We start from the raw sequence: 22,428 nt of genomic DNA, 5'->3' as shown, positions 1-22,428 counted from the left end.
AATCATGAATCTTAATAAACATTTTACGGTAAAATCGAACTGGCAAATATGGCGAATACTTATTTCCGAAAGCGATTACATGGTGCTCGAATCGAGGGACAAGGACACAAAAGAAGTATCTTTCCATTCTTATGATTTGAAAACAGGCAGCCCCCTTTTCGAAAATTTCCAGCTGCAGGAAAAATATTATGTCGGTATCGAAACAATTTATAAAGACATTCTTTATTTTCATAAATATCCCAAACCCGATTTACCGAACCATAAAGGCATTACGGCTTTCGATATCGAAACTTCCGAAACGCTGTGGGACAACGAAGAATATTCATTCCTTTTTGCGCACGAAGAAAAACTCTATTGTTTCAAACAGGGATTCGATGAGAGATACTTTTATACCGTCGATTACAAGACGGGCGAAATTCTTGAGGATATCGGAAACGACTACCGGAAAATAAACGCGCTCCGAACGGAAGCCGACCGGCTAAACAATTTTAACGACTATGTTTTTCCGAAACTCGATTTTGAAGAATCGGAGTTTAAGCCTCTCATTCGGGAAAATCTTAATGATCTCGATGTTCACGGAAACATTGAATACGCAACCTTCGATAATTTATTGATGTTTAATTACCACTTGCGCGAAGGCAAAGAATATTTTACGAATTATTTCAGAATACTCGATCTGGAAAATCGGAATTTGCTCTTTGAAGAAGTTTTAAACAAAAAAGCCGGTTCGCTTTTTACGGACTCTTTCTTTATTTACAAGAATTACTTGATACTACTGATAGAAAAAGACGGTTTGAATATTTACAAACTGGAGAGGTAAATGGAACTGAGCAAAGATGAAAAGAGGGTCTTGCTGAATGCGGCAAGGAAGTCAATCGAATCGATTTTTACCGGCGGAGAATTACCCAAGTGCGATTATACAAAATATCCGTCCCTCAAAAAAGAATCGGGAGCGTTCGTAACTTTAACCGAAAACGGCATGCTGCGCGGCTGTATCGGATATATAACTTCCGATAAACCGTTGTACGAAACTGTCTGCGAAGCCGCGGTCCATGCGGCTCAAAACGATCCGCGCTTCGAGCCCCTTCGCCGTTCCGAATTGCCTCTTATTAATATCGAAGTTTCCGTTTTGTCGGAGCCGTTTCCAATGCCGAGCTACGACGATATAATACTTGGCAAACACGGGCTGATTGTGGAAGAAAAAGGAAGGCGCGGATTATTGCTGCCGCAGGTGCCGCTCGAGTATAATATGAACAAGGAACAATATCTCGAGGCTCTTTGTCAAAAAGCGGGTCTGCCTTCCGACTATTGGAAAGTAAAACAGCTCAATCTTTACGCTTTTACTGCAGATGTGTTCAGCGAAGAAGAGTTGGAGGAAAAATGAAAAAAGTAAGACAACCCGCAGTGGCGGGAATGTTTTATCCTTCAGCGCCCGAAGAACTTGCCGACGAAATCAATGAAATGCTCGATAATGCCGGCACAAAAGAAGCGCCGGATAATTTATACGGAATTGTGGCTCCGCACGCAGGATATATCTATTCCGGTCAAACGGCGGCAAAGGCTTATAAACTTCTTAAAGGTAAAAAATACGAAACTGTCGTAGTCATTTCTCCGAGCCACCGTGAATACTTCCCCGGAATTTCCGTCTTTGACGGCGACGCATATCGTACTCCATTGGGCGAAATCGAAATCGATACGGAAATGAGGGACAGAATTACCGAAGGAAGCAAAATTATTTTTAAAGGCGTCAACGGACACAGAAGCGAACATGCCGTCGAAGTTCAATTGCCGTTCCTTCAGGTCGTCCTCGGAGATTTCAAGTTGCTGCCTGTTGTAATGGGCGACCAGAGCAAACTTTTCGTGGACGAACTTTCGGAGCGCTTGAGCAAGGTTGTCGATGAAAATACTTTAATAGTGTCGAGCTCCGACCTTTCGCATTATTATTCCAAACAGATCGCCGAAAAACTCGACTCGATAATTGTCGACCGTATAAATAATTTTGACTATAACGGACTTTTAAACGACCTGGAAGAAAACAGATGCGAAGCCTGCGGCGGAGGCGCGATTGTAAGTTTAATGAAAAGCGCGGATCTTCTTAACAGAAAAAATGCAAAGGTGCTGGCGCGCACCGATTCGGGCGATATTACCGGCGACTCGAAAGAAGTTGTGGGATATCTCTCTGCCGTAGTTTATTGATTCGACTCGATATCGTCGTCTTCAAGTTCTACATTGGGAATCTGAGTAAAGGCAATTCTCATTGGCGCGGAATTGATAGCTTTGTGCGATCCCGCAAAATAGGCGGCGCCGTAACCGTATTTTTTATTCAGAAAATCGAGCGCGCTGTGTAACGATTTGGTCTTTTCGTAATTTTCGAAAAATGAAAGCGTAAATTGATTCTCGGGCAACAGATTATAAAGAGTGACTGCTACTGCTATCGGCTTTTCGCGCGTCTCCGGATAAAAACTCCACATCTTTTCGAATGCTTCGATAAACGACAACGTATTTTGAGTGTGAGGAAACGAAATTTCATTTCGCCATTTTTTGCCGTTCAGGTATTTAACTTTTATCGACATCGTTCCCGCTGTGTAATGCATATATCGTAAACGGATTGCCGCTTTCTGGAGCAAACGATGCAGTACGGCGTAAGCGCCGTTTTTATTTCTGAATTCGGGGGACATTACGTGCGAATGTCCCACCGTCGTGCGATGCGTCGGAGGGCGTTCGACTATTTCGCCTCTGAGCTGCATATACATCCTTTCGCCTTCTATTCCGCCCCATACTTTTCTTAAAGTGGATTTGCTCGCTTTGCATAATTTTTCGACCGTGTCGATGCCGAATTTTCTGAGCCGCGGCTCCATTCTTCTGCCGATGCCCACCAGATCATTTAATTTCAATGAGAATAAAATGTCCGGCAAATCTTTCTCTTGAATGACGACCAAGCCGTCCGGCTTTTGCATGTCGGTGGCTGTTTTGGCAAGATATTGATTCGGCGCCAATCCGATAGAGCACCTGAGATATCTGCCTACGTTTTTATATATGGTTTCTTTAATTTTTTTTGCCAGCGCAACGGCGTTTTCCGGCTCCTGCTGTTTGCCGATCAAAGTGCACGAAACTTCGTCTATCGAATAGACCTTGTCGATCGGAATGCACGATTCGATCGCTTCGATCAGGCGGTCGTGGTATTCGATGTAAATCCGGTGACGAGCCGGAACAATTTGAAGATCGGGGCAGACTTTTTTCGCTTCGTAAACGGGCGTTCCGGTTTTTATGCCGTATTTTTTGGCTTCGTAACTTGCCGCAATGCAGCATGTAGTATCGGCTTTAACGGGAACAACCGCCACGGGTTTTCCCCTCAAATGAGGATACTGCTGCTGTTCGCAAGAGGCAAAGAAGGCGTTGAAATCCAGAAATAGATTTCTCAATGGCATAATAATACCGGAAATTAATGGTAAGAATTCAATACGGTTTAAACTTATTCAAGTTATTGAAGAAATTCAAATCACTGCGGAGCTTCGGCGCTATAAAAATTTTCGCCTTGTTTTTCAGTAAGATTTCCGTAACCCGAAATTCTTTCGGCAAGCGAAAGACCGTCCAATCCGTGATATTTCAATACTTCGTCGGGAGCGCCGCATTCCGGATAATCGTTCAATCCGATTTTCTCGAACAATTTTCCTTTGAAATGATGCACTGCAGCCAATGCGTCGAGAATCCTGTCGCCCAGTCCGCCGGTTGTGGAATGATCTTCGAGTACGTATATCTTTTTATATTCGTCGGTTATCTCTGCTATCCAGTCGAGGTCTATTTTATTTAACCACGGCATGTTTACAACTTTGAGACCGAAACCGGACTTTTTCAAAATTTCCGATGCAGTCAAAGCCTCGTGCAGCATGACGGGACCGTAAGCGAAAATAATGGCGTCTTCTCCTTCGGTCAATTCGGCGCCGATGCCGATTCTGAACTGATAATTTTCCGGCAAAACGATTTTCCTTGGCGAAGGTCCGATTACGAGACGAAGCGCACAATTTTCTTTAGCTTCGTTAACGCAGTATTCGACGGCTTTTTTAGTTTCGAATGCATTGCACGGCTGAATTATTGTAATGTTCGGAAGATTTCCCAGCAGCGCAATATCGCGTATGCTCTGATGCGATTTACCCGGGCCTGCGGGAATTATTCCCGCAAAGTGACAGACGTAGATTATTTTAGTTTTCTCTCCCGCATTGTTATAGATTTGCTCGTTAGCTCTGGCTGCAAGGAAACTTGCAAATGAATTTACGACGGGTATTAATCCCATTCTCGCCAGTCCGCCTGCGGTCGAAACCATATCCTGTTCGGCAATTCCGTTTTCGATGAACCTGTCGGGATAAGTGTATTCGAATTTTCTGAGTTTACAATCCGCCGCCAGGTCGCCGTCGAGAACGATTATGTTCGGATTCTCTTTGGCGAGTTCAACCAGAGCGTCTCCGAAAGCGTCGGTAACAAATTCTTTTGAAGATTTGAACGAAATTTTTTCTTCCGGAGCGTTTTCCGGTATAACTATTTCTATATTCAAAGATGCGGATAATTTTTTTATCGAGTCGCTCAGTTCATTTAAACCTTTCACATAACTGTCGTTATCCGGAGCCCCGCTGTGCCATTTGTAATAAGTTTTCCCCGATACGGTTTCCGTTACGGGCTTTTCCATAAAAGATACGCCCTTGCCTTTAACCGTATCGGCAATAATCATTTTGGGTTTATCTTTAACTTCCTTTATCTCGCCAAACGCTCTTTTCAGTTGATTGAAATCGTGACCGTTTATTCTTATTGCATGCCATCCGAAGGATTTGACTTTTGCCGTAACGTCTTCGATATTATTGACTTCCGAAACGAGCATGTCGGTTTGATATTTATTATGATCCATAACGGCGATTAAATTGTCGATCCGTTGATGCGCCGCCGCTTGAAGCGATTCCCATATTTGACCTTCCTGAAATTCGCCGTCGCCGGTTAACACATAAACGATTCCGGCGCGTTTCTTATATTTTTTTGCCCATGCCATTCCTTTGCCTTTGGAAATGCCCATGCCGAGCGAACCGGTGCTTGCTTCGATTCCGGGAATTCGCACTTCCGGATGTCCGTCGAGCCCGTTGAGTCTTCGGAGCTTTAATAATTTCTCTTCAGGCAGAATTCCTACCGAATGGAGAAATGAATAAAGTCCGGGAACGTCGTGCCCCTTGGAAGAAAAATAGATGTCCCGGTTTTCGTCGTCAAGCCCTACGTTCAATACATTTAATTCATTTAAATAAAGGTATGTGACTATATCCAACGAGCTGAAGGAAGAACCGAGGTGTCCGGAGCCTGCTTTTTTAACTGCCACCAGAGTGTTATAACGGCACATCTCGGCGTAAAGCCGCATTCTGATTTCCCAATTGCCTTCGTGAAATCGTACTTTGTCGAATTCCTCTTTCTTAATGATATTGTATGGCATGGCTCTCCTTAAATTGCATTATCACAAAAACAAAGTTATTGGTTTTAGGACAAACTATAAAATAAAATTAATGTTAAATTTAAGAAGCCGACGGTCGGCGGACATTTTTCCTTGATAAATTTCCGCGATGTTTATAACTTAGCCTCTATTCGAAATACTCTCAGGCAGTTTCCTCCATTATTTACTTCATACAGAAAAAAGGATACAGATGAAAACGGCTGAAGCGATTAAATCGTCGTCTGTAATATTTGTGGCGCTGATGGCGCTGGCTTGCAGTTCCGTTCCGAAAGAAACGGTTGAACTAAATTCTACTATCGGAAGGGACGTTAGCGCTATCCGTTCCGCGCACTTAGAAACTGTTCGTTTGTATTACAATCGCATCGAAGAAGAGATAAACGAATTTATCGACGAGGTTTATTTGCCTTATACTGTTAATAATTTAACGCGGGAATTCGGCGGCGAAATTTTCGTAATGGATTCGACTACGGGCAAACCTGTTTTAGATTTCGAGCTTACAAAAGTCTTAATAGAAGAAATATCGAAAGAAGTGGAAAACTACAGACGCTCTAAATTAAAACCCGTAAGAGCGCAGAGGGACAGCGTATTGAGCGCGCTCGACGGCGCATATCAAAAAATCATCTATGCCAATTCGGTTGTTACCGGTTATTTGCGGTCGACGGTAAAAGTAAAGGATTTGCAGAATGAATTAATCGCAATGGCAGTACCGGGTAATTTGGGCGTTGAGGCGGGTAAACAAATTTCGGAAATTTCCGAAAAAATAAGCCTTCTGAAGAAAAAAATCGAAACAAAAGAAGAAAACCTAGAAAACATTATAAAAGAATTCGAAGAATTAATTGATTTGGAATGAGGGTAAAATGAGCAAAAAGGCAGAAGAATTCCGAAAGAGGGTAAGAAGAAAAGCGCGCGAAAGCCGACAGGCTTTCGAAGGAAAATACAAAGAAGAACTCGATGAACTATTGGGATTGTCTAAAAAGGAAATTAAAAAAATCCTGCCGGAAACCGAAGACATGCAAATTTATGAGCAGTTGATTACTGTGGTTAAAGAAGCTTCCAGAATAAATCTGAATCAGGCGGAACTTAAAAAGAATATTGAAGAGCTTGGAAAAGCCGCCGTGGATATAGCCAAAAAAATTCCTTCTCTTGCCAAATTGTTTATTTAAAGCGAGAGGTAAAAATGAGCGGGCAAGAAAACGAAGCGTTGTCGTTAGACGCTGAACAAAGAAAAAAGGCAAACGAATTTATTGTAAAACATTTGCAAAATTCGATGCTCGACGGGAAAACGGAGATTCATAATCTCAGATTCAAATTAAGCGCAACCTACTGGATAATTGTGGCGCTTTCTATTGCAATGTTTGTCCTGGGAGTATTGTTGCTGAGCGTTCCGCTAAGAGGCAATGCCGATGAAATTAAGTCTCTGGTTTCGGGCGGATTGGGACTGGCAGACCTGACAGCGCTTTTTTTGTTCAAACCGATCGAGCGGATTCACAAATTGATGGGAGATATGAGTCAGATTGTAATTGCGTTGAACGGTTATCAAACGCAGGTGGGTTTAAGATTGATGGAAATGGATTCTACTGACAGAAAAGCGATCGGAGAGGCTGCCGACTACATTAGCAAAGCCGCAAAGGAGAGCATTAAAATTATTCAGGACTATTTTGAAAGCGCCGCGGCAAAAACGGTTTGATAAGACAAAATGGGAAAAAAATATTTAAAAAAGCCCTCAAATCTTCTTATATTTGAATGCACTGAAAATCATTTGGGGGAAGTTCTTTAAACAGAGGGTGCATACTCGATTATGATATTGTTTATCTTACTAATTCACGCCGCTATGGGGTGGGCACAGCCGAATTTAGACAGCCTCAGGAAAAGTATGTCCGATCAACCCGATTCCTTAAAAGCGGTAATGTTAACGGATATTTGCTGGAACGAAAGGGCGACTAATCCCGAATTGGCAATAGAAGCCGGCGAAGAGGCAATTCGTATTGCTCAAAAAATAGATAACAAACCTTTGCAAGCTCGCGCAATGAATTTGCTCGGAGTGGTCTACAGAAACAGAGGAAACTACGCCAGGGCAATCGACTATTACAAAAAAGCGTTAATACTCGCCGAACAGATAAAAGATTCGGTTCAAATCGGTTACTCGTATAATAATATAGGCGGCATTTACAGAATTCAGGGAAATAATCCCCTCGCGCTCGAATACGTGCTCAACGGTCTGAAGATATTTGAAAATATCGGCGACAAACGGGGAATGGCGTTTTGCACTATTAATATCGGATTAATCTATAAAAACCAGAAAAATTATGAAAAAGCTCTCGAGTATTTGAATAAAACAATAGAACTGAGGGAAGAGATCGGAGACGAAGAGGGTAAAGCGCTTGCGTTGAATTTGATTGCGGAGATTTATAAAGAACAGAACAAACCGGACGAGGCGCTTGAATACTATCAAAACCTGGAAAGGATTTACAAAGCTAACGGAAGTAAAACGGGGCTGGCTTCGGTATGGGGCGGTATCGGCGACATCTATTTTGAAAAAGGGGATTATAAACGAGCTCTGGAGTTGAGACAAAAGGCGTTGGATTTGTCGCGCGCCTCTAATTCGATAGAAGGTATTGCCACAAACCTTAGCAACATATCGCTGATCTATTACAAATTGGGCAATAGGTCGAAAGCCGACGAAACAATGAACGAGGCTTTGAGATTGACCGAAAAATATAATATAGCTTATATAACGCTCGAATGTTATGAAAATGCTACAAAACTTTCCGAAATGAAAGGCGATTTCAAAACCGCATTGGTTTATCACAAAAAACTGACGGACATCAAAGATTCGATCATCAACAGAAAGAGTCTTGCCGTTGTCAGAGCCCTCGAATCGATTTATGAAAATGAAAAACAAAAAAAGGAAAACGAACTGCTTGTCAAGGATATCGAATTTGCCGACAGGCAGCGCAAATTTCTCCTTATTATTACGTTGCTCATTTTATTGAGCGCGGTCGTTATCTACAACAGATACAGGGCAAAGAAAGTTGCCGCCGAAGAATTGGCGGAACTTAATAATATGAAGGACACTTTTTTCAGAATACTCGCTCACGACCTCAAATCTCCGTTCAATACTATTTTCGTTTATACTAATTTTTTGATAAGTCATTACGACGAAATAGACGACGAAAGGAAACAGTTTATCGAAAGTATCGAGAGAGCGGCAAAGAGCAATTATCAGCTTCTCGAAAATCTGCTTATGTGGTCGCAAGCTCAGATGGGAAAACTCGAAATGCAAATGGTGAACATAGACCTTTACGAAGTAGTCAAAACAAACTTCTTCCTTCTTGAAGAAGTGGCAAAAAGCAAGGAAATATCTCTCGAAACTTCGATAGAGCCGGGTATCGAAGTGTGGGCAGACGAAAACATTTTAAATACGGTCTTTAGAAATCTGATTTCCAACGGTATTAAATTTTCGAACAAAGGCGGTAGAATTTTTATTGAAGCGATAAAAGAAGATAACACGGTTAAGGTGACCGTAGCCGATAACGGTATCGGTATGGATAAAGAAACTATGGATAAACTTTTTGTCCGAAATACAAGAATAAGTAAAACGGGCACTTCCGGCGAAAAAGGGAGCGGATTGGGTCTCTTGCTCTGTAAAGATTTTATCGAAAAATTGGAAGGCAAAATTTGGGTCGAAAGCGAACTCGACAAAGGAAGCAAATTTATATTTACTCTGCAGCTTTACAACAACCAAAACGGACAGTCTATCTGAGCGACTTCGCAATAATTTCCAGCGCTTTGTTCAATTCGTCATCAGCGGCTTGGACTTTGTTATAGCCGGTGATTTCAAAATAATTCTCATTAACTTTTTTGACTGCCACTCTCCCTTTAATTCCTTGCGGCGTTATGAATTCGTATTCGGCGTAATTCCCTTCAAGCTTTATATCGGAAAATCCGTTGAAGTTTTTTCCGAGATTAAGTTTTAAAAAATATCCGCTCAGGTTTGCCGTTTCTGCAAGCGGAAGTTCGGCATTCAGATTTATTCTGTTTATAAGTATGAATGCGTTTCGGGATACGTTCGAAAGAACTAAGGGATAGCCGCTTTGCGACGAATTTGTATCGAAAACGAGCCAGCCTTCCGGCAGATCAAAAGAATAGTAGTCATGCGTTATGTGGGTCGTATTGACGGAAATCTCTTTTGCCGCGCATCCGGCGAGAAATAAAATTATAACCGATATTTTAATATTACGCATTCCGGTGAGCGCCGTAGATTAAATTGAAATTCCGATACGCAGCTGTCGGCTATTCTTTTCGCTTGAACTGCAGGTCTTCGAGTGTAAGGAGAAGCGAAATTCTGTGCGATTCGGGCAGCGTTTCGTCCTGATTGCCGCTGACCCTGGAGTACGAATAATCGATAATCATTTTGGGTAATTTTATCCCCGCTCCGATTGTCAATTGCTTGACGTCCGAATAACCGATGCGTAATGCCGCAATGTTTTTATACCGATATTCTATTCCGGTATGTACGTCGAAACTGACCGGACCGAGATTCAAATTCGAGGCAAACTTTCTGTTTTCGAATCTCGTGTCGATATCGATAGCCGGAGTAAGAACTCCGCCCCAGAGATCGATTAAATAAGCGGCGCCGGTTTTCAAAGTCGGAGTAATTAATTCGTTTCTGCCGGTATCCCATGCAACTAACGTTGTTGTAATATCCTGAAAGTTTAGTCCCAATAGCAAAGAATTGAACGGACGGTAGAACGCGCCGATGTCAAAACCGATGCCTGTCGCGCTGTATTCCGCAATGTCCCGCCGGATGATTTTCACGTTGGCTCCCCAATAAAAATTATCGGTTTGCCTTTTGGCAAATGTAAGGAAAAACGCCCAGTCGGTATTGTTGAATTCCGTTATTTTCGAGTAATCGAATCTGTCGGTATGTATGTCTATAATTCCGTCGCCGTTCGAATCGTAAAGAGCGTTTCTGGTGTCCGGTATTCCGTCGATGCTTAATCTTATAACGCTAAATCCGAGACTCATATCTTTGTCGTAAGGAATGGCGACTGCAGCGTAGTTGTAATTAACAAGGCTGCCGAAATGTTCTTCGTGCATAAGAGCTGCCTGAGGATAATCGATATGCGCCAACGCCGCCGGATTCCAGTATCCCGCGGTGACGTCGTTTACTATAGCCGTCTGAGCTCCGCCCATTCCCGAAGCTCTTCCGCCGACTCCGATTGCGAGAAATTCGCCGCCGTATTTTCCAATGACCGTCTGGGATATAATCGGGACGGATGAAATGAGGAGAAAGATCGAAGCGATTAATACTTTTTTCATTTTTAGTCTCCTTGATGTTTACGGTAGCAAATTGACCCGATCTTCTCCTTGATTTTTTTATTGAAAAATCCGGGTCTTAATACCAGACCCGAATTTTTCAAACAATAATAAAATATATCCGATTGGAATGCAAATCCGGTTATTTCTTTTCGGTTTGTTTGGCAACCGCATTGATTGCGGCTTTAATTGCTTCCTGGTCGCCGAGATAATAATGCTTAATCGGTTTCAGGTCCTCGTCGAGTTCGTATACCAAAGGAACTCCCGTAGGAATATTCAGATTCACAATTTCTTCTTCCGACATATTGTCGAGATATTTCACGAGTGCGCGTAAGCTGTTGCCGTGAGCCGCAATGATAACCTTCTTGCCGCTTTTAATTGTAGGAGCTATGGTTTCGTGCCAGTAAGGCAGAAAACGCTCAACCGTCGACTTCAAACTTTCGGTTAAAGGGATATCTTTTTTGTCGAGGTCTTTGTAACGGGGGTCTTTGCCCGGATAACGGGGGTCGTTCTCGTCCAATGCCGGCGGGGGAACGTCGTAACTTCTGCGCCACAATTTAACCTGCTCGTCCCCGTACTTTTCGGCTGTCTCCGCTTTGTTCAAACCCTGAAGCGCTCCGTAGTGACGTTCGTTCAAACGCCATGATTTTATTACCGGAATCCACAATAAATCCATCTCTTCCTGCGCTATGTAGAGAGTTTTGATTGCTCTTTTAAGTACGGACGTAAATGCGATGTCGAACGTGTAACCTTCTTCCTTCATTACTTTGCCTGCCTGGTGAGCTTCTTCGATTCCTTTTTCGGATAAATCGACGTCAGTCCAGCCTGTGAACAGATTCAATTTGTTCCACTCGCTTTCTCCGTGTCGTAATAAAACTACCTTATACATAATTACCTCGATTTGTTAATAAAATCAGGTGCAAATATAATAATTTTCGGAATTACGGGTTTATTTTAATGATTGTAACATTTATCTTTGTTGTAAACTTCGGGCGAATATGAAAAGAAAACTGATATATCATTATTTTACGGACGACGATTTTCTCCGCTTTTCAAGGGCTATTGAAGAAGCCGAAAAATCAACATCCGGCGAAATCCGTCTGGCTATCAAAGACGAACTCCCTTTTTTCGATTCGCGTAAGGATATAAGGCGATTGGCGGAAGACGAATTCAAAAGACTCAATATGCAAAATACGAGGGACAGAACCGGTATTTTAATCTATCTTCTTTTACCCAGAAGAATGTTCTACATTCTTGCAGACGAAGGGATCAACTCGAAAGTAAGTCAATCTACATGGGACGAAATAAGAGACATAATGCAGTCCGAATTTATGAACGGCAAATATACCGACGGCATTTTAAAAGGCATCGAACTCGTCGGCAGAACGCTTTCCGAATATTTCCCGATTAAAGCGGACGACACAAACGAACTGTCGAACAAAATTATAACTTGATTTAGTGAATTTTTTCCTGAGCTGTGTTGTTTTTCAGATACGCATAATTGAATTAGAGACTTATGTCCGTAAACAGAAGAAATTTTTTAAATAAACTTTCATTAATTGCAGCCGGAACGTTTTTCTCGTTTTTATACGGCGGCAGGGATTCAAAAGCCGAAGAACGCCTTGAGTTAAAGTACAAACCGGTACCCGCCGGCTGGGACAGCAAGGATATAACGCTGTCGTGGATCGGGCATTCCACAGTATTGATAAATTTCATGGGAAAATGGATTTTAACCGATCCTGTATTATTCGAACGGGTCGGCGTTTATCTTTTCGGAACGAGTTACGGACCTTCAAGGATTTCCCCTCCTGCGCTTCACAGAAATGAAATACCGCGTCCCGACATTATACTCCTTTCGCACGCGCATATGGACCACATGGATTATCCGACGCTAAAATTTTTTGCCCAAAAATATCCCGGCAAAATAGACGTAATTACGTCGTATTTAACCGGCGACGTGATTGAAGATTTACCGTGGAAATCCCTCAATATTATGGATTGGGGAGACGAATTGAACTTAGGCGGTATAAATTTCAGAGCGCTGGAAGTAAAACATTTCGGATGGCGGTTCCCGTGGGAAAAAGACCGCTCGCGGGGATTCTTCAAAGACGGGAGAAGTTATAACGCTTATTTGATTGAATACAAAAACAAAAAAATCGTCTTCGGCGGCGATACCGCAATGACCGATAAATTCGATTCGTTAAAAAACGAAAATGTGGATATTGCAATAATGCCGATCGGAGCTTACAATCCGTGGCGAAGAAGCCACTGCAATCCTGAAGAAGCTTTGCTAATGGCAATCAGAATGAATGCCAAATATTTTGTACCGATTCATACCAAAACGTTCAGACAGGGAAGCGAGCCCGTAGACGAGCCGATCGAATGGCTGCTAAAATCCGCGTCCAAATATCCTATCAAAGTCGGACTCCATGAAATAGGACAGACTTTTTCTCTAAACGGAATCAATTACGGATAGAGTCATTCAGTCGTTGTATTATTATTCCGCTTACTATAAGAATTAATCCTGTTATTGACGACAGCAAAAGCTTTTCGCCCAATATTAACCAGATAAATAATAGAGATATAAAAGGCGAAAGATAAGCCAGCGTGGCGGTGCGCGCTTTGTTGTCGCTTAGCCTAAGAGCGTTCAGCCACAAAATAAAAGTTATTCCCATTTCGAAAAATCCGATGTAAACAGCTCCGAATAAATATTTGTACGAAGTAATTGTAAACGATCCGAATATGGCTAGATAAATGAACGTATAAATCGTACCGAAGAAAAATGAGCCGAATAATTTCTCGTCTTCTTTGCGGCTGTCGAGAAGATTGAAAGTCCAGAACAATCCCCACAACAGAGAACTTCCCAATGCAAGGCTAACGCCGAGAAGATTATGAAAATGGAGCGACAAAATATTTCCGCGCGTGGCAATAACTATCACTCCGGCAAAGGCTAACGCCAATCCCAGTATTATTCTGATATTAATTTTGTTCTTAAGAAAGATTACGGCAAATATGGAAATTATAATTGGCCAGGTATAATTAAGAGGCTGGGCTTCCTGAGCGGGCAAAAGAGAATACGCTTTGAATAAAACAAGATAATAAAGAAAAGGATTTAACAGACCTAAAACTATGTTGTTCTTTACATATTTTTTTGAAAAGAGCGTTTCGACGACACTCTTTCTTCTTATAACAATCAACGATGCGAATATGATTGCGCTCGTTAACGAAGAATAAAATAAAAGCTGCGCGTAATCCATTCCCCGGAGAGTAAGTTTGAACGCCGTGGCAACGGTAGACCACAAAAAAACGGCGCTCAATGCGTATTTCAAACCGCTCTTCTTCATTTTCCCATTTCAATAATTTTATGGCTCTGAAAATAGAAAAACTTATTCTATTTTTTTAGTTTGTTATCAAAAAAATGTCGGTTATCTTAAAGTCCGGATAGAAAACAAAAAGGTGAACCAATGTTCGAAAAAGAAATTTATATCAAAAGAAGAAACTCGCTAAAAAAGAAAATTAAAGAAGGGATAATATTGTTTCTCGGAAACGGCGAATCTCCCATGAATTACACCGACAATACGTATCGTTTCCGGCAGGACAGCACGTTCCTTTATTATTTCGGAATCGACGAGCCGAATTTTGCCGGCATAATCGACATCGATGAAAATAAAGAAACTCTTTTCGGCAACGATTACGATATCGACGACATAGTCTGGATGGGACCGCAAAAATCAGTCAAACAAAAAGCCCGGCAAATCGGAGTTGAAAACTCCGCTCCTCTTTCGGATTTAGAATCGTATCTTTCGGATAATATTAAAAAGGGCAGGAGAATACACTACATTCCTCAATACCGACACGAAAATATGCTCAAACTTCAAATATTGCTTGGAATAGACGCGTTGCGGGTAAACGAATACGCTTCGCAGGCTCTCATACATGCCGTCGCCGATCAACGCGCCGTTAAATCGAAAGAAGAGATAGAACAAATCGAAAAAGCTCTCGAGATTTCATACGAAATGCACACGAACGCGATAAAAATGGCTAAACCCGGAATCATCGAAAAAAAAATTGCCGGTTATGTGGAAGGTCTAGCTTATTCGATGGGAAGGGGATTGTCGTTTCCCGTTATTCTTTCGAAACACGGCGAAACTCTTCATAATCACTCGCACAATAACGTTCTGAGAAAGGGCGACCTTGTGGTGCACGACAGCGGCGCCGAAAGCTTGGAACATTATGCAAGCGATATTACCAGAACTTTTCCTGTGGGCGGCAAATTTTCCGAAAGACAAAAGGAAATTTACAACATCGTGCTGTCGGCTCAACTCGAAGCCATTAAATTTATCAAACCGGGGAGGAGTTACAAACAGGTGCATCTGAAAGCCGCCTCCGTTATTGCAGAAGGACTTAAAGCCGTAGGATTGATGAAAGGGAATATTAAAGAAGCCGTAAAAAGCGGTGCTCATGCGCTCTTCTTTCCGCACGGTCTGGGGCATCTGCTCGGACTCGATGTTCACGACCTTGAAAATTTCGGGGAAGGCAATTTCGGTTACGACGATAAAATCAAAAGAAGCTCCCAGTTCGGTCTTAAATCTCTCCGGTATGCCAAAGCTCTTGTGCCCGGTATAGTTATTACCGTAGAACCGGGAATCTATTTCATCCCTCAGTTGATCGATAAGTGGAAAGCGGAGAAGAAGTTCGGTGAATTTATAAATTATAATAAATTAGAAAAATATAAAGACTTCGGAGGCATCCGAATAGAAGACGACGTGCTCGTAACTAAAAACGGCTCGCGCGTTCTAGGCAAAAAAATTCCCAAAACAATCGAAGAACTGGAAGCCCTTTCTTCGGCATAAATCTATTTTTTCTCTTGCATGTAAAGGGGTTCATTGCGTAGTTTAAATAGGACATTAAGGCTTAATAGGAGGGGTTATGAAGACAATCAAAGAATTGCTTCAAAATAGAAACATCTATACGGTCAAAACCGGAACCTCGGTTCTGGACGCCGTTAATTTTATGGCTGAGCATAATATCGGTCTGGTGCCCGTTCTGGACGAAGAAGGAAAACTTGTAGGCGTTTTCTCGGAAAGAGACCTCGTTAAAAGAGTAATTGCAAAAGGGCTCGATATCAATACTACAAAAATTGACGACGTTATGACCAGAGAACTTATACTGGCAGATATAAACGAGTCGCATCAGGAATGCCTCAAAAAAATGAAAGACAAAGGCACAAGGCATTTATTAATTATCGAAGACGGGAAGCTGGTTGGAATTTTGGCGATGAGAGACCTGCTCGAGTTTGACCTTACCGTACAAAAGGAAACAATTGAAGTGCTTCACAATTATATATATGCAAAATAATTTTTTATTCGATATTAACGCGCAAAATCTGATTCAACTTATGCTGGCGCCTGCAGTGATGATAAGCGCATGCGGCTTATTATTGCTGGGAATCAACAACAGATATTCGCTTGTAGTCAACCGCATCCGGCTTCTCAATGAAGAAAAAAGAAGACTGTTTATGAAAGTGGGCGACAAACCCCTGACGACAACGGAAAATTTGCGTCTGGAAAGCATAGCGAGGCAAATCGAACTCCTTGTTTATCGAGTACGCCTTATTAGAAATTCTGTGCTCAGTTATGTTGCGGCGGTGGCGCTTTTTGTTTTAACTTCGCTGCTGCTCGGGTTCGGTTACCTTCTTTCGATGGACTATCTTAATTTCCCGATTGTGATTGCTTTTTTATTGGGCATGATTCTCGTCCTTACCGGGGCGCTTTTCGCGGGTTTCGAATCGAAGAAAGGATACGATATTATTAAATTCGAAGTCGATGTAGATGACTGAAAACCAACAGCCGTATGACGATCTATTACTCCCAAATAATATGATCCGGCTCTATGCCAGAGGTGCTTTTCCGATGGCGGAGCCTACGGGCGAAATTAATTGGTATTTGCCCGAAATCAGAACCATCATTCCGCTCGATAATTATAACGTGCCCCGCTCGCTCAGAAAATTTATGGAATCCGCCGATTTCGAATACCGGTACGATACCTCAGTAATGGAAGTGGTTCGTCAATGCGCCAATCGTCCTTCCACATGGATTTCCGAACGATTGATCGAAGCATACGAGGGACTGTATCAATCGGGATTTCTTCATTCAGTCGAAGTGTGGCGGGAGAATAAATTGGTAGGAGGACTTTACGGCGTTACTTATAAAGGCGCTTTCTTCGGCGAGTCGATGTTTACCGCGGTCTCCCAGGCTTCGAAATGCGCTCTGGTAAAATTGATCGAAAGGCTGAATGAAAGGGGATTCGTATTGCTCGACGTTCAATACGAAAACGAACATCTTAAGATGTTCGGAACCGTTCAAATCAATTACGAAGAGTTTAATAATCTGCTTGCCCGGGCTTATAAAAGGAATGTTGTTTTCTAAATGCGTATATTGAGCGGCAAATTTATTTAACGGGGGTATTAATGTTTAAGAGAGTATTGTTTTTAATGTTACTTACAGTGTCGTTCGTTTACGGACAAAGCTTGGGAGGTTCGCTTATTCTGGGTTTTCCGCAAGGCGAATTTAAGAATAACGTCGACCGTCTCGGTTACGGAATTCAGATTCAGGGACAATTGTGGGAAACGTCGCGGGAAATGCCATATACATTCGGACTCAGTTTTAGCTACCTGGTTTACGGCGAAGTCTCCGAATCGAGACCGTTCCCGGGATTCCCGGAAGTTTATCTGGATGTGGATAGAATGAATAATATGGCTAATGCCCATCTCCTGTTTTACATATCGCCTTTCGAAGGGACTTTCAGACCTTATCTTGAAGGTTTGTTCGGAGGCGCATATCTGTTCACTACTTCCGAAGTCAAAAGCCGGCATTCCGACGAACCGTTTGCGGAAGATACGAATTATGACGATTTCAACTGGAGTTACGGCGGCGGTTTCGGAACTCAGTTTTTGCTGACCGACAATCTGCCGGGGATTAATTCGCTCTTTCTTGATATCAAATTCCGGTATCTTTACGGCACCGAAGCCGAGTATCTTACGGAAGAAGACATCGAGATAATTTCGATGACGCAGGTTCGCTATAACGTGCGCCGGTCGAAAACCGACGTGTTTACGTTCGGAATCGGGGTCGTCGTAAATTTTTAGCCGATTCTTTATTTAGTACTTAGATTTTTATATAATTGCTAAGTTAATATTTACAAACTAATATAAAATGGTGACGTTATGATATCCTACAAAGAATTGGGGCTGGTAAATTCCAGGGAACTGTTCAAAAAAGCCGTCGATGGCGGTTACGCCATTCCGGCATTTAATTTTAATAATCTCGAACAATTGCAGGCAATCGTAAGCGCATGCGTCGAAACCAAATCGCCCGTTATTCTCCAGGTCTCCAGCGGCGCCCGTAAATACGCCAATCAAACTTTGCTGAAAAATTTGGCAAAAGGGGCTGTGGAATACGCCGAAGAACTGGGATATAAAATTCCGATCGTTTTGCACCTCGATCACGGCGATACTTTTGAACTTTGCAAATCGTGTATTGAAATGGGCTTCTCGTCGGTAATGATCGACGGTTCTCACCATCCGTATGAAAAGAACGTGGAATTGACGGCTCAGGTTGTCGAATACGCGCATAAATACGACGTGACAGTCGAAGGCGAACTCGGAGTTTTGGCGGGAATCGAAGACGACGTTCAAAGCGATGTGACGCATTATACAAAGCCTGAAGAAGTTGAAGACTTTGTCAAAAAGACCGGAGTCGACTCGCTTGCAATTTCAATCGGAACGTCTCACGGAGCAAATAAATTCAAACCCGAGCAATGCACGCGCAACGAAGACGGAATTTTAATTCCGCCTCCGTTAAGATTTGACATTCTTGAAGAAATCGAAAAAAGAATTCCCGGTTTTCCGATAGTGCTTCACGGCGCGTCTTCCGTGCCGCCGGAATTGGTGAAAATTATAAACAGCAACGGCGGACGTTTGAAAGACGCAGTCGGTATTCCGGAAGACCAGCTCAGAAGAGCGGCGCGCTCGGCTGTTTGCAAAATCAATATCGACTCCGACGGTCGACTGGCAATGACCGCCGCAATTAGAAAATATCTCAATGAGCATCCGGAAGAATTCGATCCGCGCAAATATCTCGGTCCGGCGCGCGAAGCATTGAAAGAGCTCTACAAACATAAAATTGTGAACGTGCTCGGCAGCAACGACAAAGCATAATTGTTTTATAAAAAAAGAGGCTGTCATATCGACAGCCTCTTTAGATTCCTCTTATTTAATCCTTTATCTATCTTTCCAGTAAAAAGTCCGCTATTTTGCCGAGGTCTTTTACGTCCATGTTGTTATAAGCCGGCATAACAATATTTTTGTATTTTAGTTTGTACTCTTTGAAACGATCGTCGCCGCTGTAGGAAGAAGGATTACGCAGATAATTTATAAGTCCGTCTCTTGTCCAGTGCTCTTTTATGTTTGTCAATGCCGGCGCAATTTTTGTCCCTTCGAGATTTTGACCGTGGCATGAGACGCATCCGGTTTGTCGTATTAACGACATGGCGTCCAGCTCCTGATTCGATTGCATAGTTTTTTCAGTATAGTTTTCGGGCAGCGAGAAGGTTTCATCCTTTTGTGTGATTCTGCCCAGTATAAAAAGCGCCAGGAAAATTCCTAAAAAAGCAGTAAGCCATTTCTGTGCATTGGTCATTTTCTGTTCCTTTCATAAATTTTGAATGTAAAGTTATAATTACACCTGTTATTAAACAAATTAATTCGATATTATTTCTTTATGATAATACTCTTTGTACTTAATTACCGCGCTTAAAATCGCTTCTGCAATCTCTTTTTGTCCTCTGGAGCTCTTTAAATAAGATTCGTCATTGCGGTTCGAAATGTAACCGGTTTCGATCAATACGGAGGGCATCGACGCGCCTACCAGCACATAAAAGCCCGCTTGTTTAACGCCTTTAGCCGGGATTTTTACTTTTCTTTTCCATTCATCGTTCAGAATATCCGCAAATTTTTCCGAATAGCGCATATATTGGGAGTGAGCCATGCTTACGAGTATAAAATTTTCGTCGGTCAACTCTTTGTACCTGTCTGGATTGTCCTCATAAGCGATTACGCTGTTTTCGAATTCCGCGATTGCTATGGCGTCCTGAGTTTTGCCGGGTCTCAAAAGATAAACTTCGAATCCCTTTTGCGAACTTTTTTTGCGGGGCATCGAATTGCAGTGTATCGATATGAACAGTTTTCCGTTTGCTTCGTTGGCTATTTTTCCTCTTTTATAGAGTTCAACAAAACGGTCGTCTTTACGGGTATAAACAACGTTTACTCCGGGCAACGATTTCTCAATCAGCTTCCCGAGTTCCAATGCAATCTTCAGATTGATGTCTTTCTCTTTGACCCCCGAGACGCCAATTGCGCCGGGATCTTTACCGCCGTGCCCGGCGTCGATTACAATCGTATCGAATTTCCACTTTCCCAACGGCGGATTTTTTTCCGACGCGAACATTTTACTGTGAACGGTGACAATAAGCTCTCCTTTCGACGGATCGCGTATTATTTCTGCTCCCGAATAATCGCCCGTCAAACCGAATTCCAGTTGTTTGCTCTTTGATGTGATATTTACCAATTTTATCGATTTGATAAATCCTTCCGGAACAAAACTGTTAACCAAATCCGGACTGATTTTTTCGGTAGAGAAAAAGAGAAAAAGTTTATTGTCTTTAATGGAAAAACGCGGAGTAATAACTTTATCCGAAATTTTGAGTCTTATTAAAGTGCCGTTAGCTTTTTCCTCGATGCTTAAACTTTGAACGTCGTAAAGAGAATTCACAGCGGGAAGATTATTTACGGGCGCTTGTCCTTTCGTTAAAATTAAATGTCTGCGTGACGGAAGGAACGTAATTGTATAGCCCGAAGCTTTCTCGAGATATTCTGTCATATAGGTCAACGGAAAGAAGAGGTCGCTCTTTATCAATAGCGTGGATACGGGCAACTGATATACTTCTTGCGCTCCGGTATTTTTGTCGGTTACGACAATAAACTGGCTTTTGGCGGTAAGTTTAATTTTATAATAATCGTACTTCAGTTCGATTTTTTGAGTTTTGTCGGTATAATAAATTCCCGCCGAAGTAAGCGCGGCAAATTCGGTCGCCGATACGTAAACGTTTCCTTTTTTTGTTACGAAGGAAAGCCGCGCCGAAGTATCGGGAAGTTCCACCGACAATTGATACAAACGCTGTCCCCGGATCGCTATTGTAATCAATAAAAATAATGAAAGGGAATAAATAAATTTCATGATTAAAGATTACCTGATAAAGGGTATCATAAAAGGAGTCGATTTTTTGTAATTGATATATTCTTCCCCGAAGCGCTTCTCGAGAAGTTTGTCTTCCAGTCCGGCTCTCATCACAAACAGGGGCAGTTCAAGCAAGAGCGTTACCGGTACGATTAAATAACTTCCCAAAGCCAGACCCGCTCCGAGGTCGCTCAGTATCTGGCTGAGATATTGCGGATGACGAATAAATGTATAAGGTCCTTTCGTGACCAGTTTGTGATTCTTCAGAATTGCAATATCCTGCGTGTAATACTCGCCCAGAGATTTATAAGATTTAATCTGAAGCCATGAAAAAACAATATAAAACAGCAATCCGACCGTTCTGATATAGAGATATTTTTCATCAGCATAGTCATTCAATATACCCACGCCGAAAAACGATAGGATAATCAATACAAAAACCAATGCCGATACATTCGGCGGAATCTTTTGAAGATAAGTTACGGGTCGTTCGTCAACTTTCGTAATCGAAGTTTTTAATCCCTTGCGCGCGCCTCCCCAATTTGCGCTCGTCGATACAATTAAATTTATTAATACAAGTATAGAGACGGCATCCATAATGAAACCCGCAAAATATTTTATTTATAATATAATAACTTTGTGATATAAATCTCTATTAATAGTTGCCTGTGCAAATTTTACATGTTAAATTTACACTCGTCGGGAGGAATTTAATAAAATCGAGTTTCTTTTCGATAATTAAAATAATAGCACGGAATTTGAGGCTAATAAATCGTATATCAGCTTTTCGGAAGGGTTTGAGATGAATACCGGGCAAATGCTAATTACAATCGGAGCCATCTTTCTATTGACAACGGTTATATTGAATGTCAACAGAGGATTGATGACTACTACAACCGTAATGTACGACAGTCGTTATCATATTATGGGCATATCGCTGGCTACGTCGATGATAGAAAGAGCTACCGGACTGGCGTTTGATAACGAGAGCGACACGACGGATATAACTTCGCTTTCTCAATTGACTTTGCCCGCAAATCTCGGCATCGAAAGCGGGGAGTCGGTCAATAATCCCGCCGCTTTTAACGATTTCGATGATTTCAATTGTTACCGCACGATTCCGAAAGCAGACACTATCAGACTGGAAGGAACGAGTAATCTTTTGATTTACAATACTCTCTGCCAGGTCGATTATGTGGAAGCCGATAATCCTGAACAGGTTTCTTCCAACAGGACATGGCACAAAAGGATAATTGTGCGGGTTTTCAGCGACAGCATGGCGGATACCGTATCGATGTCGACTGTATTCAGTTATTGGTATTTCAGGTGAAA

25 protein-coding genes are annotated in these 22,428 nt (G+C 42.1%); 16 read left to right on the top strand and 9 right to left on the bottom strand.

Annotated elements, in window-relative coordinates; genetic code table 11:
• The first annotated feature begins 4 nt into the window (after nucleotides 1–4).
• The 3 genes from ACSSWA_RS05255 to amrB are packed head-to-tail and all read left to right on the top strand — an operon-like array spanning nucleotide 5 to nucleotide 2,196.
• Entirely contained in the window at nucleotides 5–820 is an 816-nt protein-coding gene (locus ACSSWA_RS05255) for a DUF4905 domain-containing protein (protein ID WP_437355510.1), read from the top strand.
• On the top strand, nucleotides 821–1,384 hold the full coding sequence (gene amrA, locus ACSSWA_RS05250) for an AmmeMemoRadiSam system protein A (protein WP_437355509.1): 564 nt from the start codon (nucleotides 821–823) through the stop codon (nucleotides 1,382–1,384). It abuts the gene before it with no gap.
• Nucleotides 1,381–2,196 (top strand): AmmeMemoRadiSam system protein B, encoded by an 816-nt coding sequence (gene amrB / locus ACSSWA_RS05245; RefSeq protein ID WP_437355508.1) that lies wholly within the window; start codon nucleotides 1,381–1,383, stop codon nucleotides 2,194–2,196. The genes amrA and amrB overlap by 4 nt, the downstream gene beginning before the upstream one ends.
• Here amrB and ACSSWA_RS05240 read toward each other — a convergent pair.
• Both ACSSWA_RS05240 and ACSSWA_RS05235 read right to left on the bottom strand, forming a co-directional pair.
• Nucleotides 2,190–3,428, bottom strand: coding sequence for a DNA polymerase Y family protein (locus tag ACSSWA_RS05240; RefSeq protein WP_437355507.1), 1,239 nt, complete (start codon nucleotides 3,426–3,428; stop codon nucleotides 2,190–2,192). The genes amrB and ACSSWA_RS05240 overlap by 7 nt on opposite strands.
• Before the next feature lie 71 nt (nucleotides 3,429–3,499).
• On the bottom strand, nucleotides 3,500–5,464 hold the full coding sequence (locus ACSSWA_RS05235; protein WP_437355506.1) for a transketolase C-terminal domain-containing protein: 1,965 nt from the start codon (nucleotides 5,462–5,464) through the stop codon (nucleotides 3,500–3,502).
• 208 nt (nucleotides 5,465–5,672) lie between these two features.
• Between ACSSWA_RS05235 and ACSSWA_RS05230 the strand changes: the two genes are divergently transcribed.
• The 4 genes from ACSSWA_RS05230 (at nucleotide 5,673) to ACSSWA_RS05215 (ending at nucleotide 9,245) form a co-directional block, all read left to right on the top strand.
• Complete coding sequence (locus ACSSWA_RS05230; RefSeq protein WP_437355505.1) at nucleotides 5,673–6,332, top strand: hypothetical protein; 660 nt, start codon at nucleotides 5,673–5,675, stop codon at nucleotides 6,330–6,332.
• A 7-nt stretch (nucleotides 6,333–6,339) separates the two neighbouring features.
• Entirely contained in the window at nucleotides 6,340–6,645 is a 306-nt protein-coding gene (locus ACSSWA_RS05225) for a hypothetical protein (protein WP_437355504.1), read from the top strand.
• 14 nt (nucleotides 6,646–6,659) lie between these two features.
• Nucleotides 6,660–7,169, top strand: a complete 510-nt coding sequence (locus tag ACSSWA_RS05220) for a hypothetical protein (RefSeq protein ID WP_437355503.1) — start codon at nucleotides 6,660–6,662, stop codon at nucleotides 7,167–7,169.
• 111 nt (nucleotides 7,170–7,280) lie between these two features.
• Nucleotides 7,281–9,245 (top strand): tetratricopeptide repeat-containing sensor histidine kinase, encoded by a 1,965-nt coding sequence (locus ACSSWA_RS05215; RefSeq protein WP_437355502.1) that lies wholly within the window; start codon nucleotides 7,281–7,283, stop codon nucleotides 9,243–9,245.
• Here ACSSWA_RS05215 and ACSSWA_RS05210 read toward each other — a convergent pair.
• The 3 genes from ACSSWA_RS05210 to gpmA form a co-directional block, all read right to left on the bottom strand.
• A complete protein-coding gene (locus ACSSWA_RS05210) occupies nucleotides 9,238–9,726 on the bottom strand; it encodes a hypothetical protein (RefSeq protein WP_437355501.1) in 489 nt (162 codons plus the stop codon). The genes ACSSWA_RS05215 and ACSSWA_RS05210 overlap by 8 nt on opposite strands.
• Before the next feature lie 49 nt (nucleotides 9,727–9,775).
• Nucleotides 9,776–10,804, bottom strand: coding sequence for a PorV/PorQ family protein (locus ACSSWA_RS05205; protein ID WP_437355500.1), 1,029 nt, complete (start codon nucleotides 10,802–10,804; stop codon nucleotides 9,776–9,778).
• A 139-nt stretch (nucleotides 10,805–10,943) separates the two neighbouring features.
• The gene (gene gpmA / locus ACSSWA_RS05200) at nucleotides 10,944–11,690 is read right to left on the bottom strand and encodes a 2,3-diphosphoglycerate-dependent phosphoglycerate mutase (RefSeq protein ID WP_437355499.1); all 747 of its coding nucleotides are present in this window, start codon (nucleotides 11,688–11,690) and stop codon (nucleotides 10,944–10,946) included.
• A 109-nt stretch (nucleotides 11,691–11,799) separates the two neighbouring features.
• On the opposite strand from gpmA, the gene ACSSWA_RS05195 reads away from it, so the two are divergent.
• Nucleotides 11,800–12,255 carry a TPM domain-containing protein gene (locus tag ACSSWA_RS05195; protein ID WP_437355498.1) on the top strand — a complete coding sequence of 152 codons (456 nt, stop codon included), beginning with the start codon at nucleotides 11,800–11,802 and terminating at the stop codon, nucleotides 12,253–12,255.
• A gap of 62 nt (nucleotides 12,256–12,317) precedes the next feature.
• The gene (locus tag ACSSWA_RS05190; RefSeq protein WP_437355497.1) at nucleotides 12,318–13,277 is read left to right on the top strand and encodes an MBL fold metallo-hydrolase; all 960 of its coding nucleotides are present in this window, start codon (nucleotides 12,318–12,320) and stop codon (nucleotides 13,275–13,277) included.
• On the opposite strand, the gene ACSSWA_RS05185 is transcribed toward ACSSWA_RS05190, so the two are convergent.
• Nucleotides 13,264–14,145 carry a DMT family transporter gene (locus ACSSWA_RS05185; protein WP_437355496.1) on the bottom strand — a complete coding sequence of 294 codons (882 nt, stop codon included), beginning with the start codon at nucleotides 14,143–14,145 and terminating at the stop codon, nucleotides 13,264–13,266. The genes ACSSWA_RS05190 and ACSSWA_RS05185 overlap by 14 nt on opposite strands.
• A 120-nt stretch (nucleotides 14,146–14,265) precedes the next feature.
• Here ACSSWA_RS05185 and ACSSWA_RS05180 point away from each other — a divergent pair, with 120 nt between their 5' ends.
• From ACSSWA_RS05180 to ACSSWA_RS05155, 6 genes are all read left to right on the top strand, one after another.
• Nucleotides 14,266–15,654 carry an aminopeptidase P family protein gene (locus ACSSWA_RS05180; protein ID WP_437355495.1) on the top strand — a complete coding sequence of 463 codons (1,389 nt, stop codon included), beginning with the start codon at nucleotides 14,266–14,268 and terminating at the stop codon, nucleotides 15,652–15,654.
• A gap of 76 nt (nucleotides 15,655–15,730) precedes the next feature.
• Complete coding sequence (locus ACSSWA_RS05175; protein ID WP_437355494.1) at nucleotides 15,731–16,159, top strand: CBS domain-containing protein; 429 nt, start codon at nucleotides 15,731–15,733, stop codon at nucleotides 16,157–16,159.
• Nucleotides 16,149–16,640: a DUF2721 domain-containing protein gene (locus ACSSWA_RS05170; RefSeq protein ID WP_437355493.1), complete on the top strand. Its 492-nt coding sequence runs from the start codon at nucleotides 16,149–16,151 to the stop codon at nucleotides 16,638–16,640. Before ACSSWA_RS05175 ends, ACSSWA_RS05170 begins: the two co-directional genes overlap by 11 nt.
• Entirely contained in the window at nucleotides 16,633–17,229 is a 597-nt protein-coding gene (gene aat / locus ACSSWA_RS05165) for a leucyl/phenylalanyl-tRNA--protein transferase (RefSeq protein ID WP_437355492.1), read from the top strand. Before ACSSWA_RS05170 ends, aat begins: the two co-directional genes overlap by 8 nt.
• Nucleotides 17,230–17,270: 41 nt before the next feature.
• The gene (locus tag ACSSWA_RS05160; RefSeq protein ID WP_437355491.1) at nucleotides 17,271–17,948 is read left to right on the top strand and encodes a hypothetical protein; all 678 of its coding nucleotides are present in this window, start codon (nucleotides 17,271–17,273) and stop codon (nucleotides 17,946–17,948) included.
• Between the two features lie 78 nt (nucleotides 17,949–18,026).
• The gene (locus ACSSWA_RS05155) at nucleotides 18,027–19,019 is read left to right on the top strand and encodes a class II fructose-bisphosphate aldolase (protein ID WP_014855355.1); all 993 of its coding nucleotides are present in this window, start codon (nucleotides 18,027–18,029) and stop codon (nucleotides 19,017–19,019) included.
• A gap of 67 nt (nucleotides 19,020–19,086) precedes the next feature.
• Here ACSSWA_RS05155 and ACSSWA_RS05150 read toward each other — a convergent pair whose 3' ends face one another.
• The 3 genes from ACSSWA_RS05150 to ACSSWA_RS05140 form a co-directional block, all read right to left on the bottom strand.
• Nucleotides 19,087–19,500: a c-type cytochrome gene (locus tag ACSSWA_RS05150; protein ID WP_437355490.1), complete on the bottom strand. Its 414-nt coding sequence runs from the start codon at nucleotides 19,498–19,500 to the stop codon at nucleotides 19,087–19,089.
• Nucleotides 19,501–19,560: 60 nt separating this feature from the next.
• The gene (locus tag ACSSWA_RS05145) at nucleotides 19,561–21,033 is read right to left on the bottom strand and encodes an N-acetylmuramoyl-L-alanine amidase (RefSeq protein ID WP_437355489.1); all 1,473 of its coding nucleotides are present in this window, start codon (nucleotides 21,031–21,033) and stop codon (nucleotides 19,561–19,563) included.
• A 72-nt stretch (nucleotides 21,034–21,105) separates the two neighbouring features.
• Nucleotides 21,106–21,693, bottom strand: a complete 588-nt coding sequence (locus tag ACSSWA_RS05140; RefSeq protein WP_437355488.1) for a methyltransferase family protein — start codon at nucleotides 21,691–21,693, stop codon at nucleotides 21,106–21,108.
• Nucleotides 21,694–21,898: 205 nt separating this feature from the next.
• On the opposite strand from ACSSWA_RS05140, the gene ACSSWA_RS05135 reads away from it, so the two are divergent.
• The gene (locus ACSSWA_RS05135; RefSeq protein WP_437355487.1) at nucleotides 21,899–22,426 is read left to right on the top strand and encodes a hypothetical protein; all 528 of its coding nucleotides are present in this window, start codon (nucleotides 21,899–21,901) and stop codon (nucleotides 22,424–22,426) included.
• Nucleotides 22,427–22,428: the final 2 nt, after the last annotated feature.

This window comes from Melioribacter sp. Ez-97, from assembly GCF_051488665.1.
GTDB lineage: Bacteria > Bacteroidota > Ignavibacteria > Ignavibacteriales > Melioribacteraceae > Melioribacter.
Note: the sequence above shows the minus strand (reverse complement) of the source record. Positions and strands in the feature narration are given on the sequence as shown.